General features: G+C 53.6%; 18 protein-coding genes. 4 read left to right on the forward strand and 14 right to left on the reverse strand.

Features of this window, described 5'->3' with window-relative positions:
• Positions 1-158: 158 nt before the first annotated feature.
• The 3 genes from EA58_RS05595 to EA58_RS05605 all read right to left on the reverse strand — a co-directional run bounded on the left by EA58_RS05595 (position 159) and on the right by EA58_RS05605 (position 1642).
• Entirely contained in the window at positions 159-896 is a 738-nt protein-coding gene (locus EA58_RS05595) for a helix-turn-helix transcriptional regulator (RefSeq protein WP_036750073.1), read from the reverse strand.
• 31 nt (positions 897-927) lie between these two features.
• Positions 928-1248, reverse strand: a complete 321-nt coding sequence (locus tag EA58_RS05600; RefSeq protein ID WP_036750076.1) for a hypothetical protein — start codon at positions 1246-1248, stop codon at positions 928-930.
• 139 nt (positions 1249-1387) lie between these two features.
• On the reverse strand, positions 1388-1642 hold the full coding sequence (locus EA58_RS05605) for a hypothetical protein (protein WP_036750079.1): 255 nt from the start codon (positions 1640-1642) through the stop codon (positions 1388-1390).
• 177 nt (positions 1643-1819) lie between these two features.
• Here EA58_RS05605 and EA58_RS05610 point away from each other — a divergent pair, with 177 nt between their 5' ends.
• Together EA58_RS05610 and EA58_RS05615 are read left to right on the forward strand one after the other, a co-directional pair.
• Positions 1820-2434: a Crp/Fnr family transcriptional regulator gene (locus tag EA58_RS05610; RefSeq protein ID WP_036750082.1), complete on the forward strand. Its 615-nt coding sequence runs from the start codon at positions 1820-1822 to the stop codon at positions 2432-2434.
• 107 nt (positions 2435-2541) lie between these two features.
• Complete coding sequence (locus EA58_RS05615) at positions 2542-3357, forward strand: SDR family oxidoreductase (protein WP_036750085.1); 816 nt, start codon at positions 2542-2544, stop codon at positions 3355-3357.
• A gap of 86 nt (positions 3358-3443) precedes the next feature.
• On the opposite strand, the gene EA58_RS05620 is transcribed toward EA58_RS05615, so the two are convergent.
• Genes EA58_RS05620 through EA58_RS05630 form a run of 3 tightly spaced genes read right to left on the reverse strand, consistent with a single transcriptional unit; the run spans position 3444 to position 5645 of the window.
• On the reverse strand, positions 3444-4409 hold the full coding sequence (locus EA58_RS05620) for a peroxiredoxin family protein (RefSeq protein WP_036750086.1): 966 nt from the start codon (positions 4407-4409) through the stop codon (positions 3444-3446).
• A 19-nt stretch (positions 4410-4428) separates the two neighbouring features.
• A complete protein-coding gene (locus EA58_RS05625) occupies positions 4429-4947 on the reverse strand; it encodes a TlpA family protein disulfide reductase (protein ID WP_051641911.1) in 519 nt (172 codons plus the stop codon).
• A gap of 11 nt (positions 4948-4958) precedes the next feature.
• A complete protein-coding gene (locus EA58_RS05630) occupies positions 4959-5645 on the reverse strand; it encodes a cytochrome c biogenesis protein CcdA (protein ID WP_036750088.1) in 687 nt (228 codons plus the stop codon).
• A gap of 222 nt (positions 5646-5867) precedes the next feature.
• Here EA58_RS05630 and EA58_RS20830 point away from each other — a divergent pair, with 222 nt between their 5' ends.
• Complete coding sequence (locus tag EA58_RS20830) at positions 5868-8231, forward strand: winged helix-turn-helix domain-containing protein (RefSeq protein ID WP_051641912.1); 2364 nt, start codon at positions 5868-5870, stop codon at positions 8229-8231.
• A 23-nt stretch (positions 8232-8254) separates the two neighbouring features.
• Here the strand turns inward: EA58_RS20830 and EA58_RS20835 are convergent, their stop codons facing one another.
• From EA58_RS20835 to EA58_RS05675, 8 genes are all read right to left on the reverse strand, one after another.
• Positions 8255-9277: an energy transducer TonB gene (locus EA58_RS20835; RefSeq protein ID WP_051641913.1), complete on the reverse strand. Its 1023-nt coding sequence runs from the start codon at positions 9275-9277 to the stop codon at positions 8255-8257.
• On the reverse strand, positions 9274-9765 hold the full coding sequence (gene exbD, locus EA58_RS05645) for a TonB system transport protein ExbD (RefSeq protein ID WP_081819563.1): 492 nt from the start codon (positions 9763-9765) through the stop codon (positions 9274-9276). Before exbD ends, EA58_RS20835 begins: the two co-directional genes overlap by 4 nt.
• A gap of 3 nt (positions 9766-9768) precedes the next feature.
• The gene (gene exbB / locus EA58_RS05650) at positions 9769-10479 is read right to left on the reverse strand and encodes a tonB-system energizer ExbB (protein WP_200872161.1); all 711 of its coding nucleotides are present in this window, start codon (positions 10477-10479) and stop codon (positions 9769-9771) included.
• A 463-nt stretch (positions 10480-10942) separates the two neighbouring features.
• A complete protein-coding gene (locus EA58_RS05655) occupies positions 10943-12433 on the reverse strand; it encodes a surface lipoprotein assembly modifier (protein ID WP_200872159.1) in 1491 nt (496 codons plus the stop codon).
• 114 nt (positions 12434-12547) lie between these two features.
• A complete protein-coding gene (locus EA58_RS05660; RefSeq protein WP_036750091.1) occupies positions 12548-13258 on the reverse strand; it encodes a Slam-dependent surface lipoprotein in 711 nt (236 codons plus the stop codon).
• A 118-nt stretch (positions 13259-13376) separates the two neighbouring features.
• The gene (locus tag EA58_RS05665) at positions 13377-16265 is read right to left on the reverse strand and encodes a TonB-dependent receptor domain-containing protein (RefSeq protein ID WP_161781017.1); all 2889 of its coding nucleotides are present in this window, start codon (positions 16263-16265) and stop codon (positions 13377-13379) included.
• Between the two features lie 99 nt (positions 16266-16364).
• Complete coding sequence (locus EA58_RS05670) at positions 16365-16649, reverse strand: DUF4880 domain-containing protein (RefSeq protein WP_036750093.1); 285 nt, start codon at positions 16647-16649, stop codon at positions 16365-16367.
• A complete protein-coding gene (locus EA58_RS05675; protein WP_036750095.1) occupies positions 16646-17164 on the reverse strand; it encodes a sigma-70 family RNA polymerase sigma factor in 519 nt (172 codons plus the stop codon). Before EA58_RS05675 ends, EA58_RS05670 begins: the two co-directional genes overlap by 4 nt.
• 412 nt (positions 17165-17576) lie before the next feature.
• Between EA58_RS05675 and EA58_RS05680 the strand changes: the two genes are divergently transcribed.
• Entirely contained in the window at positions 17577-17807 is a 231-nt protein-coding gene (locus EA58_RS05680) for a hypothetical protein (RefSeq protein ID WP_036750096.1), read from the forward strand.
• Positions 17808-17811: the final 4 nt, after the last annotated feature.

The raw sequence follows: 17811 nt of genomic DNA on the forward strand, positions 1-17811 counted from the left end.
TCATCCTGTCGCAAAAGATGACATCGTTACTTTGGACATGTTGTTAGGTGCACCGGAAGATGCGGATTGGAAAAAGTAAGTCTCCATGTGAAGTGTCTGGTGAGGTAACAAGTCAGGTACAAGGTAAGATGCGTAGAGCAAATCCTTACTTGAACTTGCTACGCTGGTGAGCTATCGCAGTCCGCGCCATCCCTTCCTTCAGCAGCCAATGCCGCATATTTCGCTTTCACAAGCGCAACATAATGACTGAGATTTTTCTGCGCATGGCAGGTAAAACGTTGACCGGCAGACTCAACATTCAAAATTCGATCTAAGCGGAACTCACGGTAATCATGGCGTAGCTGGCAAAAGGCAACCAGTGTCCACTTGCCTCCCCAGTAAACCAGCCCCAGTGGTTCGACGATGCGCTGTGTCTGTCGCAATTCAGCATCCTGATAATGCAGCAGCACAACATCCTTTGCCTCAATCGCAGTGCGTAATTGAGCGCTGAATGCCTGTTGTTGCGGGCCGTGATGGTAACTTGAAACCAGGAATGGGGAATGATCGTGCTGCTGTTTCAGATGATGCGGCAGCACGGCTTCAATTTTTGCAATTGCTGATTTTGCATTGGCACCGAGTTGCGTGTCAGTCCAGGCATCCACCATTTTACTGCCCAACAGAAGTGCCGTGAGTTCATCGTAAGTAAACATCATCGGCGGAAGCGGATAATCGGCAATCAGGTAACCGATACCCGCTTCTCCCTCAATTGGGACGCCCGAACTCTGAAGGTGCTGAATGTCGCGATAAATCGTTCGTTCTGAAACCCCAAGGCGCTCTGCCAATGCTTTGGCGGTGATCGCCAGACGCCGCCCTTTCAGCAAATTCACCAGTTGAAACAAACGCTCCGATTTACCCACGATTCCCACTCCTTCAATCCATAGTGTCAATTCACCCTGTACAGGCTGATTGTGACACAATTGTATGATGTGTGATGCCCACACTCGAACGATCAATCAACTGCGTGAGCTGCTGACAGACTTCCGTACTCGGAAAAGCATCCGAGACGGCTTTCGCATGGGCCATGGATTCCCAGTAAATGATATCGGTATATATCAGCGATTCACTGTCTTTTGCCAGTGAACGGTACAGCAAGCCCGGTTGTTGCTGCACCCAAGCTTGAAAGGCTTCGTTCGCCACCATCAGATCGGACTCTGAAACACCCGAAGTCAGTTTGAACTGAACGATTTCGACCACGTTTTGTTGTGTCATGTGATTTCTCCTTGGTTTGATTACAAACGCAGTAAATCACACGACAATGTCAGGGAGTGTCAGTAGCCTTTTTCGCCTGAAGCTAAAAACGCAGTCTGCATTTAGGCCAATTCCGGTGAGGCAGGAAAGCAATGGGGGTTTAGCGTTGTTTACCCAGAAGCGACAGGAATGATTTAACACCGCCCAGAAAAAAGGGCACAGCAATCAGGAAAGCGCCCAGAGCCATCCCCTGATAGGCATAACTTTCAGGCTGGGCATGATAGAAAGACGTTTTAAACATCTGATACGCGAGCATGCAGAAATAAAAGCAACCAATCGTTGCGATGGTCGTTCCCAGTAAGCTTTTGATTTTAGACCACAGAAACGCATTATTCGAAGCGTTATTTTCAAGCATCGGACATTCTCTTCACTAAGCCTCTAATATAAGGCACCAGATCATTTCATGCGGAATGTGCACAGAGAACATTAAATACGCAGTGCCCTGATGTGCACTTGCTCGCATCCGTCCCATACCGACTGATGATAATATCTTCAATGAAATCAGTCCTGAAACGACGCAGGAACATCACCTATGAACCTCACCACGCCCCATACTGCACTGTATAACATGCTCAACCTGCTCACGCCGATTGGCGAAAAAGACTGGGCACAACTTCAAACGCTGGCGCACGAGGTCAGATACCGGGCCGGCGAAGCCATTTTTCATCCGGGAGACCGAACGCCGGAACTGCGCTTTATCAGTCAGGGACTGGCGTGTCACTATTACATCAAACCAGACGGCACCCGGCGTAATAAGTCTTTTCTGCAAACAGCGGATGTCGCTTCAAGCCTGTCTTCCATGTATACCGGCGAACCGGCCCGTTTTGGCTGCGAAGCCTTGCAGGACACCCTGTGTCTGTCACTGCCATTTACGACTTTCCGGCAGCTTTGCACAGCACATCCGGTATGGCAGTCAGCCAGTCAGGCACTGCTCACCCGGCTGGCTCTGAAAAAAGAAGCCCGAGAAGCAGATCTGCTACTGTTGTCACCCACAGAGCTGTACCAGCAGTTCTGCGCTCAGTATCCGGCCCTCCATCAAACACTGCCCAATTACCATATCGCCTCGTATCTGGGCATTTCCGAAGTCTCGCTGTCGCGGATCCGCGCCCGGCTCGGTGTCCAGAATGCTTATCAGCGGCACATGTAAAACAAAACCCTGACCATTTTAACCTTTGTTAAAGTGTTTCCCGCCCGGCAGTCTTATTGTTGCCCCTGTACCCAAATGACCGCGAAGAAAAGGCTACAGGAGGACACATGAAACCACAAAAACTGATCGGCAAAACTATTGTAATTTCCGGCGGCAGCTCAGGTATCGGGCTTGAGCTGGTCAAGCGGCTGCAGCCGGAAAATACGGTGATCGTGCTGGGACGGGATAAAGAAAAACTGGCACAGCTGGAAGCGCGGGGCGTAGTGACATTCAGCCTGGATATTGCCGAGAAAAGTGAGCGCCACGCCTTGTTTCGCTGGCTGGATGATCATTACCCGAATTTTGATGTCCTGATCAACAACGCCGGCTGGAGCCGTTCGCACAAACTGGCAGCGCGGCAAACAGATACCGCTGTCTGTGAAGCGGACCATGACCATAAACAAGAGCAAGAGCAAGAGCAAGAACATGACCGAGACCACTGTGAAGATTACGAGCTGGAACTACGCCATAATCTGGAAGCCCATATCGGCATGACCCTCAGTGCTCTGCCCCGGCTGCTGCAACGACCCGGCGCGATGATCATCAATGTGACCACCGGGCTGGTGTACAACCCGAAAGCAGCCAATCCGTACTACTGCGCTGCCAAAGCCGGACTGCACAGTTTTACCCAAAGCCTGCGCGAACAGGTGAAAGGTTACGACCTGCGGGTGGTGGAAGTCCTGCCGCCGCTGGTCGACACGCCTTTTCACCAGAACGGATTACCGGCAACGGTTCGGGCGATGACACCGCAACGCGTGGCCCATGAAACCATCACCGGATTACAACACAACCGCGATGAGATCCGGGTCGGCCTCTCCAAGCTGGCTTACGTCCTTGGCCGTATCACGCCCTCTGTCGGCTTTCACCTCGTCAACCGGCAATAGCATCTGTTGCCGCCAAGACAGCCCTCCCTGCAACAGAGGGCTGTTTCGAACCAAAAGTTTTCAGAGAACGATCAGCCCATCCGGGATCAACGCAATTGGTCACCACGATACAGAATGCGTCCCTGAGATCCGACATCCACCTGATACGGCGTGGCATGAATACCGTACTGGGTGAAAACACTGTTATCGGTATCAAAGATCAGTGGTGCCGTCAGACCAAATTTTTCAGCAAAGGCTGACGCAATCGACGCATCAATATAATAACCGCTGATCACCCCGACCCACTGCCGCGAACTGTCTTTCGCCATCAGTTGTTTCCACTGTGCAATCTTCTGCTCACAATCCGGGAAATGCGGCATCGGACACAAGGCATCCAGAAACACTAAAGAAACCGGCTGCTGCGCCTGACCCTGCTGCAACAGTGCTGCCAGAGAGACCGGTTGATCCGACATCGTCTGGCGCTGAAATAATGGCGCTGTATCCCCCACATGAGGAACAACATAAGGCTTTGCTTTGACTGGCGTACTTGCGGCTGTTGTCGGTGGCTGCAGTGCATCCCAGGTTTGGGCTTTTGCTTCGGCCGTTTTTCTGCCCGGCTCAAGGTAGTCCAACAGGGCTTCATTGCTGCCACTGAACACGACCTTGCCTTTCTCAATCAGGACATGGGCCGGGGTCTGCCACAAACCGAAGCCTGTCAGTAAATGACGTCCGCGATCCAGCACAATGGGAGCCACTTGCGGATAGTATCCCTGAAATTCCAGCAGCTGGGCCCGGGTAACATTGATCTCCGGCTGAACCCAGATCCGATCCGTACGTTTCTGAAAAGATTCCGGCAGGCTCGCCACAAACGCTTCCGGGCCTGAACCAGCATAGCTGGCCCAGATTTCGATGAACACCAGATGCGTGATCCGGTTCTCGTTCAGCTGCACCGGTGTCCCGGCCAGTGTCTGTTGTTTTTCCAACAGCGATACGGCAGGTTCAGACTGAACCAACGCCGAAAAACACAGGCTGGCCAGTAAGGGTAAAGTGTATAAAATCGTCAATCGTTTCATGGTGTTGTCCTCCGAACACTCAGTGCTGTGCGACGTCTTGCTGAGCCCAGCGTGCAATGGTTTGATCCAGCTGATCCGTGGCTAAAAAAGTACGGTAGGCAACTTTGCCATCCTTATCGATTAGGATGTGCTGAGGAGTTCCGACGACCTGATACATCTGGGTGATTTCACCTTTTGCATCAAAAATGGTTGGAATGTCATAGCCTTCCTGACGGAAAAACTGCTGGATATTTGCCACCGAATCATTGAATCCCACATTAACCGACACCACCTTCACCTCGTCACCAAACTGCTTTTCAATAGCATTCAAATGCGGCATTTCGGCTTTGCAGTAACTGCACCAGGTCGCCCAGAACTTGAGATAGACCGGCTGCTTGCCCAGATAATCCGACAGTTTAAATTCCTGGCCCGACAAGGTTGTCGCTGTAAACAACGGTGCAGTTTGATCCGTCTCTGCGGCCTGCACGGCAGGCAGCGACAATGCCAGTGCCATGACCATGGCTTGCCAGCCTTTGTGAAACAAAACAGAAGTTTTCATATGATCTCCATTTACATGATCTGAAAGAAAAAGAAGGTCCCGGCACCGGCCATCAATGCGGCCATCCCCCATTTCACCCGGTTCATCCACTGGCCGGATCGCGGCAGTGACGTGAGCAAGCCACCGAAGGTGCCAGCCAGGACAAGCAGAGCACTCATCCCCAGCGCGAAGACAAACATCAGCAAAGCGGCCCAGTAGGCATTGCCGGATGATGCAACGTACATCAGCAGCATGCCGAGCACCGGGGAAGTACAGGGCGCCATGACCAGTCCGGAGCAGGCTCCGGCTACAAAAGTGCTCAGTACGGGACGCCGGCGGGATTCAGCCGCAGGCAGATTCAGCACCAGCCCGGGCAGTCTGAGCCAGCCAACCATCCAGGCTGCCATGGCGAAACAAAATACCCCCACCAGAAACAAGGTCACCGGATGGCTGGCCACAACGCCGAACAATTGTCCGGTTGTTGCCGCCAACATGCCCAGTAAGGCGTAAACCACCGCAAGGCCCAGCACATAGCTCACTGACAACCCCAGCGCCTGCCAGCGGCCGGTTGCCTGACTGCCAACCACTGAAACCGTGATCGGTAACATGGGATAAACGCAGGGGGTCAGACTGGTCAGCAGCCCGGTAAGAAATACCGCGCCGACAACCCACAGTCCGAATTGCTGATTGAACAGCGCGGTCTGAATGGCAGTTTCCATCGAAGGTCACATCCTTTGTCGAGAAAGATGCAACGTTTATATCGGACAATCGAAAATGAGTTCTCAAATCGATCTAAAATGATGGTGAAATCGACATGAAATCAATATAAAACAACTAAAAACAATAAGTTATACAAAACCTCTTTTCGCCTCATCTGATTGATTTCAGGCGGGTTGTCCGTAAAATGAAGCCTCAGAAATTCAGACTCAACCGGATACTTTATGGCCTGCTATCAGTTTGCTGCATTTACGTTTGACGCCGACACCGGACAGCTCCTTCACCAGACGCCGACGGGTCAGACCGAAACTTATCTGCGCCATAAAGTCTCTCTGTTACTGACCTATTTACTGACTCATCCGGATCAGGTCATCCATAAAGACGTCCTGTTGGATGCCTTGTGGGATCACAGTGAATACCGGGAAAATTCACTGACACAAAGCATTCGTGAACTGAGAAAAGCGCTGGGTGACAGCGCCCAGAATCCGCAATTTATCCGCACCTTTCCACAGCGGGGCTATCAATGGATCTGCCCGATCAGCGAACCGGATCATCAGGACGCCCCAAAAATTGCGAAGGCAGCGAACGTTGAGAAAGCAGAGCCACAGGAAGCCCCCCCGGCAACACAGACCCGCCGTTTTTCCAAACCTGTGATGTTCTCCGGCCTGCTTGCGGTGCTGATTCTCATCGCGGGATTTTGGCTGATGCAAAGCCCGGCCACAGTAAAATCACCCGGCATGCACCACAAGACCGGGTTAGTCGTCTTCCCCATGCTTAATGATACGGGCAAAGCCGAGTTTGACTGGGTTCAGCTCGGGCTGGCTGACATGCTGTCTGTGCAGTTAAATCAGAGCAATACCCTCACGGTGATACCGCCGGCACTCGCCAAAGCCTGGTTACTGGATGCTGAACTCAGCTGGCCTGCCCTTCCGGCCCAAATCCGTACGCTGCTCAAACAACGGGGCTATGAAGCGGCGCTGTTTGCCAGCGTCCGGCTGCACAACAAGCAACAAGTGCTGACCTTTCAAGTAATTTATGCCGACGGCCGGACCCAGCAAGGCAGCATGACCTATCCGCAACTGGCCTCGGCAATGCATTCCGTCAGCCACCAGCTCAAGCGATTACTCAGTCCTGACGACACGCATCCCTTACCGCAGAAATCTCCGGCCATTGCCGTGCAGACGCTGGCACAGGGACGGTCACTGTTGCAGACCCAGGGAGCTCAGGCGGCCCGAAAGTACTTTGAAGCGGCCCATATTCTGGAGCCAGACAATCTGTGGACCCAGATCCAGCTCGCTGGCACGGAAGTATTACTGGGACAATGGCAGCAGGCAGCACAACGCCTTCAGGCGCTTCCTGAAGCACAGGGACGTCACGAGCCTGCCTTGTATGCAGCACAGCGCTACTGGCTGGGTGAACTCAGTTACCGACGGGGCGAGCCGGATGCAACCGCTTTGACCCAAGCCGCTGTGCAGGCCGCAGAACAAAGTCAGGATCCACAGTTACTGATTCAGGCTTATCAGTTGCAGGCACAACTGGCCTGGAATGAGATGGACTGGGAGGGCCATCAACGGCTGACCGGGCAGCTCATTGCCATTCTGGGGAAAGGACAGGCATTGCGTCATGATGCTGATCAGCAGTTCTACCTCGGCCGTCCGGCCAGTGTCGGGCTGGAAAGAAGCCCCAGCAATGATTTAGCCGCGAATCAGGTCCGCCTGTTCAAGGCGCTGAATTTTTACCGCCAGCTTGGTGATCAACCACGTCAGGCCGCCACCTTGCTGGCGATCGCCCAGAATGATCAGATCGATCCGCCGATCCGTGAATCGTCCCTGAGCGATGCCATTGCGATGTACCGTCAGCTCGGCCAGCCTTATGAATTAGCCCTCGCGTTGATTTATCAGGGGTTTTATCTGATGCAGTCCCATCAGGGCGGCATGGCGGAAGACTATTTCGCAGAAGCCAGAGCCTTAGCCGAACAGCTCGGTGCACGCCGTCTGCTCCTCGACAGTGAGTTCTATCTGGCCTTTGCGGCCATGGATCAGGGCCTCGATCTGCAATGGCTGGGGAAACATCCTCAGCAAGCACAACATCTGGCGCGTGCAGACCAAGCATTTACTGAACTGCTGAAGAAGAAAGATATTTCGCCGCTGCTACAGGCCAATATTGCTTTGTTTCAGGGCTGGATCGCTGCAGATCAACACAATATGCAGCGGGCGTTACAACATCTCGACCGGGCTGATTCTCTGGCAAATACCCTGAACCTTCCCCTGACACAGGGATATATCCGCTACAGCAAGATGCGGATTCATCTGTCTCAGCACGATTACACGGCAGTGACTGAACTGGCAAAATTCCCGATGGTTACCCGGCTGGAAGCCGTCTATGCGGCACGCGCGTATTTTGAACTCGGTCATCCCGAGGAAGCCACCCGTGTTCTGACTCACTTCAGACAATCGCTGCCGAAACAGTGGCAATCCGAAGATGAACAGCGCCTGCAGGACTACCGACGGACCATACAGGGTCAGGCGATCACCCTGCCGCCAGAACCCAAAGCCCACCTGGTGTATTGTGAAAGTGACTGGCTCTGACGTTCCAAAAGGCGCAAGAAGACTCAGCCAGACGAGTTAAAATTGATCGGGATGGTGAATGTCAGGCGCACGCCATCAATACTGACCGGAGGCTTGGGCAAAGGCTCAGCCCGCTTGACCATCGCTTGCGCTTCCTCATCCAATGAACGGGTGCCGCTGGATTTCACCAGTTTCACCGCCAGCACATGACCACTTCGGTCCATAGTGAATGCAATCACTGGCACCCCCTGATGGCCAAAACGTCTGGCCTGACGCGGATATTTTTTATGTCGCTCCAGATGCGCATGCAACAGGCGCTGCCAGGTCTGTTTCTGCCGGGCACCCTGCGGATTCAATTGCCCCTGCATGGGCGCTGAAACCGCCTCAGCTTTTTCAGGCGCTTTCACGCCTTTCGGTGCGCTGGCCGCTTTTGCGGCAGAAGCGAGTTGAGCGTGCTCTGCCGGTTCTGCCGTCTCAACAGGTTTCGGAGGCGGTGGCTCTACCGCTTGTTGCTCGGTGGGTTGTTCAGTAAGCGGACTTCGCGCGACTTCGGCCGCAACGGGCTTCGGCTCAGGGGTGACCTCTGGTGTGAGTACAGGTTCTGGAACCTGTTCAGGAAACTGTTCAGAGACCTGTTCAGGGACAGGCTCAGTCAGCGCGGTTTGAGAAGCGTTTTCCTGACGGTACAAAGGCGATGACTTCTGCGCAACGGGAAGTGCCACATTGTCTTTACTGGCGGGTTTAATGGGCCGTTCATGTTGTGTCGCTTCCTGCGGCGGTTTCACTTCAGCCGTTTCAACCGGCTTCGTCGGTGTGCGCTGCACCTGCGACTCTGCCGGGGGCTGTTCGCTCTGATTCTCATCCGGTGAGGCCAGCGGCATCACCAGAGACACCGCCATTGGCGCAGCGGCCGGTGCCGCAGGCAAGGAATGAACCGATGGCTGCCACCAGTGTGCGGCAACCACACCGCCATGCAGGAACAGGCTGGCAAGAAAGCCCGCCAGCAACCAGCAACGGCTGGCATCCAACCCGCGACAGCCGCTGTCGTATCCGGCCAGTTCACTCATGAAGATTGCCCTGCTCCGTGCGCCAGCTCTTTCTGAACCAGTTCTTTCTGATCCAGCTCTGTCTGATCCAGTCCTGTCAGCTCCAGTCCTATCAGTGCAATTTGCAGATAGCCCGCCTGTCCCAGCTGATTCATCACCTGCATCAACTGCGCATAGGTCAGCGACTGATCCGCACGCAGATAAACCCGCTGTTGTTTATCCGGCAGGGCCGCGGCCATCGCTTGCGCCAGTGCCGCCAGCGGTACGGTTTGATCCTCACCCAGCGTCAGGGTCATATCTTTCTGAACCGTCAGATAGAAAGGCTTGTCTGGCATGGGCTGTGGCTCAGCGGAAGCGCTGGGCAGATCAACCGGCACGCTCACTGTCGACAAGGGTGCCGCCACCATGAAAATGATCAGCAGCACCAGCATGACATCAATGAAAGGCGTGACATTGATGTCATGATTTTCAACCAGTTCGTCACTGTCAGTGTGGGTTTGAAACGCCATGAGTCACCCCGCTTTCTGCATCGGCTGAGGTTCAGCAAACTGTGTCTCCCCGGTCGATTGCCGATCCAGATCCCGGCTGATCAGCACCAGTAAGGCCACTGAAATATCCGCCAGCAGTGCTTTATAGCCCTGAATCGCCCGGGTGAAATGGTTATAGATGACCACCGCAGGAATCGCAGCGACCAGACCGATGGCCGTCGCAAGTAACGCTTCAGCAATCCCGGGCGCTACCACGGCCAGATTCGTGGTCTGGGTTTCAGCAATGCCGATAAAAGCATTCATAATGCCCCACACCGTGCCGAACAGACCAACGAAAGGGGCCACGGAGCCGACCGTTGCCAGCACGCCGGTGCCTTGGCTCATCCGGCGACCGGCGGAGACCTGCACCCGATCCAGCCTCGCCTGTACCCTTTCTTTGATCCCGCCTTCGCTGGCTGCCCCAAGCGCTGACAGGCGCAGCTCGTGCCGGGCAGCGTGGATCAGCGCCATACCCATCCCTTTGCCCGTCTGTGTATTGTCGGCCCCGTCTTCCAGCGTGTCAGCCACCACCAGTGTCTGCAAAATCCGCCGCGCATGGCGGTTCGCCGTGTAAATCTGTAACTGCTTGGCCACACCAATCGCCCAGGTCAGCAGGGAAGCCGACAGCAGCAGGATCATCACCGACTTCACCACCCAGTCAGCCGCCAGATACATCCCCAATGGAGATAAATCCATGCCGGCATGGGTTTTCGCCTGATGCGCCACCGCTAATTGCACAGCTTCTGATTGCGTAACATCTGGCTGCACGCCTTCTGGTGGTGCAGCTTGGTTCACCGACAGGCCCGACTGCGGATCCAACGTCTGAACGTCAGCAGGCACAGGCACAGAAACAGCACCTGCGCTGATTTCAGAAGTCGGCGCAGTTTCCGCCTGTGCGAAGCTCTGGCAAGACAGCCATATTCCCGCCAGAAACATGGCTGCCATCCTGACGCGCGCTCGCCCGGATCGCCACCCAAACATTTGATTCATATCCCTTTCCATTCTGGTATTTCCCTGTTCATCAGACGTGACCCGACACGCCCGGCAAATCGTGCGTGTCTGTCATGAGCGCCTATCGTGCGTGTCTATGTAGAGATACCGAACGAGCAGAGCAAATCCGTAATCGGATACCGAATTTTTTTCAGAATTTTTGATCGGGTCAGAAACGCTTTTCGATTTTCAGACTCACCTCGCTTTGGTCATGGCTGTACAGCCAGTCCACATTACTGCTGACCCGGTTGTGCGCTAGCGTCAGCACTGGTGTCAGATCCCAAAAACGTAATCCGGTGAAACGGGTTTCCAGCGTGTAGCTTTGCTCATCGTCTTTTCGGGTCGCTTCCAGCAAAGGACTGTAGGCCTGATATTCCCGCTGCCGGAACGACGTGAAGAGTGAGGTTTCAATCCCCACCTCCCAAGAACGCTGAACACCAAGCCGGACGCCTTTCATCTGATAGGCATGCACAGCTTGTTGCGCGTGTTTATCCGTCCAGTCCAGTCCGCCAAACAGCAGCCACTGTCCCGGCAACTGGTGCCAGAGCGTGGCATACCCGGCGTATTGCCAGCCGGATTGAACATCCAGCCCGTCAGGCAGAAATTGCAGATCTTTCGCCTCAGCTTCCAGCTTAAAGGCCGTGGCTGCCGAGAAGAGATACAGCCCGCTCAGCTTGCCGCCCCAGGCCTGATAGAGCGCATCGTTTCCTTGCGTGCGGTATTCAAACAAAGGTGCTGCGAACAACTGATAGTTGGCGGTGTGATAGCTGTAACCCAGATAGCTCAACAGGGTATGTTCATTGTACGGACTGTGGTGAATATAGTTCTCGCCATAAGCCAGACCAAGAAAGCTGATGCCATGATGGCCGCTCAGGGAAATGCGTTTATTCAGACTGGCTTCAAAGGTCGTGCCGTATGCCGATTCGGCTGTCGGTGTTTTCCGCTCCACCAGGCACTCGCCATTCGGCATCAGGAGTAAGCAGGTATAACTTTCTGAAGAGAGATTCAGATTATTGTTGAAGCCGGGCCCGAAAGAAAGCGCGCCCTGCCAGCTATCCCGGTATGCCAGCGCCTGAGAAAAAGCATCGACCGTTTTCATGACTCCCTGCGCTTTGGGGTCATGAATGGGCAGAGCGACGCGAATGTCTTCAAACAGCCTCAGGGCATCGCGGTTTTTCTGGTTTTCGAACAACACACGCGCCAGTTCAAGCTGACCCGGCAGAAAATCCGGCTGTAACTGCAACAGCGCCCGGTATGACTGTTCTGCCTGTGCGAATTCACCGTCTGAGCGGGCTAACGCCCCCTGTGCATAGTGCACCAGCATCATGTCATGGCCGGGCAGTGCCAGATAGCGGGTCAGAAAGCCGCGAACCGCCACCCAACGCCGGGATTTGACCGACAGATAAATCGCCTGTCCCAGTGCGTTCAGGTTGTCCTCAACCTGATATATCTGGCCGTCAATGACCAGTGCTTCGGCCTGTTCACGGGCCTGTTCTTCTTCCAGCAGGCTTTGTTCTTTCTCCCGGGCTTGCAGGCTGGTGTTCTGTTCCAGACGGAGATTGGTATCCGGATCGGCGTGGGCCATCTGCGCCACAAATAAAAATGAAAGCAAAGCCAGACCGACGACTGAGGACAGGCGGCTCAAATACGGTATCAACACGATTTCACCTGATGGTATACAACTTGATGACAGAACAAAAAAACAGGCGCAGCGAACACCCGCTGCCCCCGTGTCATTCAGCAGGGTCTGCACACAGACCCCAGCATCCATCGCTTACTGCTTGGTTCCGCCGAAAGCGGTGTCGAAGATTTTTGCATCCCCTGAAAATTGTGCAATCCCCGCCAATGCCGCTGCATGATTGCCAAAGAAATGACCTTTTGCTGTGCCGCTGGCTGGGCCGACCGTGGCTGTCCCGTTAAAGGCAGCGGTGGCACTGTTGATGGTCGCATTCACCCCCAGCGTATACTGGCTGTTGGCAATCGAACCTTGCAACGTATTGTTGGTGAAGTTCGCTGTGAAAGTCCCATTCAGGTCATTGCTGCCAGAGAACTTGTTCACCCCTTTCACCGCATAGGTCGCCGTGCCGCTGGTCGGTAGTGTGGTACCCGTGGTATCGCCCACGTAATAAACCGTCCGATCGGCATCACTGCTGATATCACTCGCCCACTCCCCGAACCAGACATCACCAGCCCCGACTTTGGCAAAGTTGAAGTTGCCCATCCTTGAGTGGCCGCCACCCAGCACATAAACGCCGTTTTGCACGCGGCCATAATTTTTCAGGGCCTGAAAATCAACTTTTTGCGCGGTGGAACCCATCGATGCAGCCCCAATACCTGCACGACCTGCGACATGCGGCCCGGCATTCAGATTCGATTCTCCCACCAGAATCTGAGTGTTGTCACTTTGGGTGCCGACAATATTGGCCTGGGCAGCGCCGCTGATGCAGGCAGAAAGAACAGCAAGAGTGATGACAGCTTTTTTCATGTTACATATCCTTATTGATGTTTGAGATGGCTCATGAAGGCCGCATGTTGCGGTCTTCAATGGGTATACCGAACCACGACTTCAAACCCGTAAAACCATTTGCAATTTTTTCTGTCCGTCAGAAATTCACCTGCAGTTTCACTTTCACCGTCCGCCCCGGAGCCGGCACGCTGGAGCGTACCAATGGGTCGATGTAATAGAGATCGGTCAGGTTGGTGCCGATCACTTCCAGCGCCAGCGCATCATTGAAACGGTACTGGGCATAAGCATCGAAGGTTAAAGCGTCATCCCGCGCTAATGCTTCTTCATGTTGACTGCCCGGTATGTAGACCGTACGCAATCCGGTTTCCATCCGGCGGTTGAAGAAACGTCCACCGATATTCAGATTCACCGAGTATTCCGGGATCGCCTGATCCGTCAGATATCCCCCTTCAAACCCGGCATGGACACAATCCGGCGTCGAACCGTTGAAATCAGACAAAATCGCCAGACTTTCATCACAGACTTCATTTTTCAGCAGATAAGAGAGACTGAGATCGGAGAAGAAACCACCGTTGTCATACCGACTCTGGAATTCCAGTCCTTCCAGCGTTTGCTGATCGATGTTGTAAAAACGCATCATATTGCCCGACCGCTCAATCACATCTTTGGTTCTGTGATGGAAGTAAGTCAGTTTAAGATCGGCCTCATCAAAGTTCTGAATGAAAGCAACCTCATGGTTATAAGCATGCTCCGGCTCTAAGCCTGTATAGGGGTTATTGTTGGCGGAAAAGCCCAGTGTGCTTTCAAACATACTCGGAAAACGAACGGCCTCGGTATAGCGGTAATACATCCGACTGGTCTCTGTAAACATCAAGGTTGCCGACAATGCCGGCACCCAGGCATCTCCTTTCTTCTTTCCACCCGTGATTTGCTTGTCATAAGCCCCGACCGGCGCTCCGCTTTGAATACATGAACCTTCGATGTAATTCGCCTGTGCCTGCTGGGCTATCAGGCAAGGATTGTTTTCCCGGCTGTAGCGGCCTTCCCCATCGTGAAGCCACTCATTCCCTTCATGTTTGACCTCATAAGTCGTAGTGCTGCGGGCTTTCTCATACATCGCCGCTTCTTCTTCCGGCGTCACCGGTGGTTTCCCCAGCATCTGATTAATGAAATTCTTCAACACAATGTCTTCTGCAACAGCCGCAATATTCTGCGCAATCTCTTCCGGGGTATATTTTTCAAGGGTTTTATAAGACAGTAACATCCCCTTATCTGCGGCATGCTCTTTGGTGAACCGGCTGTCTCCGGCGGCCATCCGATCCGACAGAAAATCATCAATAGCCCAATAATTTTTGTAACTCGCGCCTGCCGTGAAACGCAGATAATCGACCGGCTGCCACTGGAAATTGAACTGCCCTTCATACTCCTGACGACGCCCTTCCCGCGGCCAGTGACGCCAGCCATCGACCGCCCCGCGGTATTCATCATCAGAGCGCAGTTTATGGTACTGATATCGCCCGGACAGCGTCAGACCCAGTGTATCGGTCAGCCACATCTGATTACTGAGATCAAAACCGATCCGACTGTCTTTGGCATTGGTCGCCGCCGTATTACGCAGCAGCGGGCTGGCTCCCGGGGTTGGATCGGCGATGTCGACCCGATTGGCAAAATTTGGAAAACCACCCGCGGTGTTGGTATCGCTGACGGTATACGTGGTCCAGAGATTGGATGTCAGATTGATATAAGGGTTGTCCGGCTGCCAGGCATAGCGGAGATTGTAAGCCTGTGTTTCGACATGACTGAGCGGCCACTGCGCCATTTCACCCTTTGCGCCGATATTCCCGGAGCGGCTGGCCATAATTTCGCCATAAGTGGCATCGGTATACCGGGCGCCCATTTCCAGCGTTTGCTGATCCACCAGATTGAATTTGGCTTTCAGCAGATAAGATTCCAGCTCACTCGAGGTATTGGGCACTTCATAACCGGGTCGCTGCCGCTTGGCAAGCGAGCGCGGGTCAATCCGGGTCATGAACTGTTCATCTTGAGCGGAATGATCGTAAAAATCCGCCCCCCGGGTGCCGCTATAGTAGTTCCCTTTGTTGCGGTATGCATAAGCTGCCAGGAACTCATAACCTTCGTTTTTCGCAGCCAGGGCCAGCCGGTAGGCATAATCTTCACCGGCGAAAGGATTGTGTTCCTTATCGTTGCTCATCACTTTCCAGAGCGATGGATCACCATAGGCATACTCCGGGCTCTCCTGCGGGAACCCCGGCACAGTGCGGTAATCCTGACCGGTCAGCAGAACCGGCTCTCTGGGCGCGATGGCATTGTTGCTGCCTTCCATCACGATTTCACCACCGAAGGTTTCACCGTCCTTCAGAATATCTGAGGCAGAAATCGTATTGACCACCACTGCACCGCCGACTGAGGAATGCACATTCGGCGTGAGGGATGGCCCTTTGATCACCTGAATCCCGCCCACCAGATTGGGATCGATATAATTTCGGTTCGAGACACCGCGATAGCCGCGCCAGACCGTCAGATCCTGTTCGGTTCCGTCAATCGACAAGGGCACCCGACCCGGGCCCTGAACACCACGAATACTGGGATCGACCCCGCCACCATTGCGGGCATCACCGCTGTAGACGTTGAGCATGCCTTTGAACAGATCTGCGGCATCTTTACCTTTATATCGCTCAATCTCATTTTTCCCGGTGTACACGGTCGACAGATCGTCGTCATAGACTGCGAACTCACCCGCTTCATCACGGGTCAGCCCGCCGGACTCGCCATAAGAGACATTGATGATGTCCAGAGTCATCTCATTCTCATTGGCTGCGAGCGGAGACGAACCGTCCGCCGGCAACGAAAACGAATTGCGATCAACGTCGGGCTCCCCGGTGGACAAATCTGTAGGTTGTTCCGCAGACTCAGCCCAGACCATGCCGGGCAGTATGGCCACTGCCAGACCCAGATGTGCCTTCAGCAGCAGCGCGATATGATTGGGCTTAACCTTATGATGCACTGTGATTTCCTTCTCATTATTTTTAGTCATTGCCTCCGTACACCGTGCGAGAAGGAAAAAGCCGTAACCGGTGCTCAGTATAAAGAGTGATTATGATACTTAGCTCACACTATCCGGCCATGGGACCAGCGTGATGGACTGCCTGTGCCGAGAGGTGCCACGCCGGGTCATCAGAATCCGACGGCTGGCAGCATGTTGAGGCACGGCCGAAAACTGGGCCTGGATCTGAGTGAGCTGCTGCCAGGCAGACTCATTGTCAGGATGATCCAGCCGCCAGGCATGAAAGGCTTGCCTGTCTTCATCGCTGACATCATCAGCCCAGAGCCGGGCCATCCAGCCAGATGCCTGCCGAATGGTATCTACAGAAAGGCGATGCTGCGTCAAAAACTCGTCTCCATCGTGGCCAGCAGACACGCCTGCAGGGCTTTCGCAATATACTTTTCAACCGATGAAACCGAAACGTCCAGTGCTGCTGCAATTTGCTTGTAGCTCATGTTCTCAATCTGGCGCATCAGCAACGCCTGCCGAACCTTATCGGGCAAGTGACGCAGCAAACGATCCACCTCAGTCAGGGCTTCGATCATCTGCATGCGTTCTTCCGGCGATACACCAACCTCCTGCGGTTGCTGTTGCAGGTATTCCAGATAAGCCGCTTCCACACGACGGCGGCGGTAGAGATCAATCACCAGACCTTTGGCAATATGGGTCAGGTATCGACGGGACTCGCCGGGTTCCGGCAACCGGCCACTGCTGAGCAACCGAAGATAAGTATCATGCACCAAATCCGCCGAGGTATACGGACAACCGAGACGACGCTGAATAAAGACCGATAACCAGCTTTGATGTTGCTGATAGAGTTGACCCACCTGCTTCATATTCGTCTGGTCTGCCGCTGTCATCGTCTGGCGCTCCTGCTACTTGTGAACTGCGAATTGAATAAACTTAAACCTTAATGATAATGATTATCAATATAGAGAAATATTATTCAACTGTTAGAATAAAGAAGCCGGAGGTTTTCAACAGAATTTTGCGCAGGGACAAGGCAAAAACAGATCCAATGGCGCAAAATTCGGCGCCTGTCATCAAATAGCAACCTGCTTTCAACAAAATTGGTTATTTGATAAAAAACTTTTTTGTACAGGGGACACCAGCCTTGGGTGCCCGTCCTGTCCGAAATGCCTTGAACTTGTGGGTTTCACTCATGATTCAAATGCATAGCGTGCGGGTCGGCGTAAAAGGTTGACCCAACTCACACACTGGTAAGGGAAAGAAACTCTGCTATACTTACGACCTTGTTTCATCAGCCACTTTGTGGCACTGGCAGCGGATCTCCATCCGGCGATGTTGACGATTCAGCCAGCCTGTGAATTCATTTCGCCTGCTTTATCAAAGCAAAGCAACTGCTTTCATAAAGCAAGTAATGTTGCCCAACAATTTGAATGGCTGACGGATACCTTGCAGAACTTAATTGATAAAAACACGATCATGATCTCACTTTGTAGCCGTGATTCAACATTATTGATTCAGTTCTTTGAGGTATAAAGCG

The organism is Photobacterium galatheae (assembly GCF_000695255.1).
Classification (GTDB): Bacteria; Pseudomonadota; Gammaproteobacteria; order Enterobacterales; family Vibrionaceae; genus Photobacterium; species Photobacterium galatheae.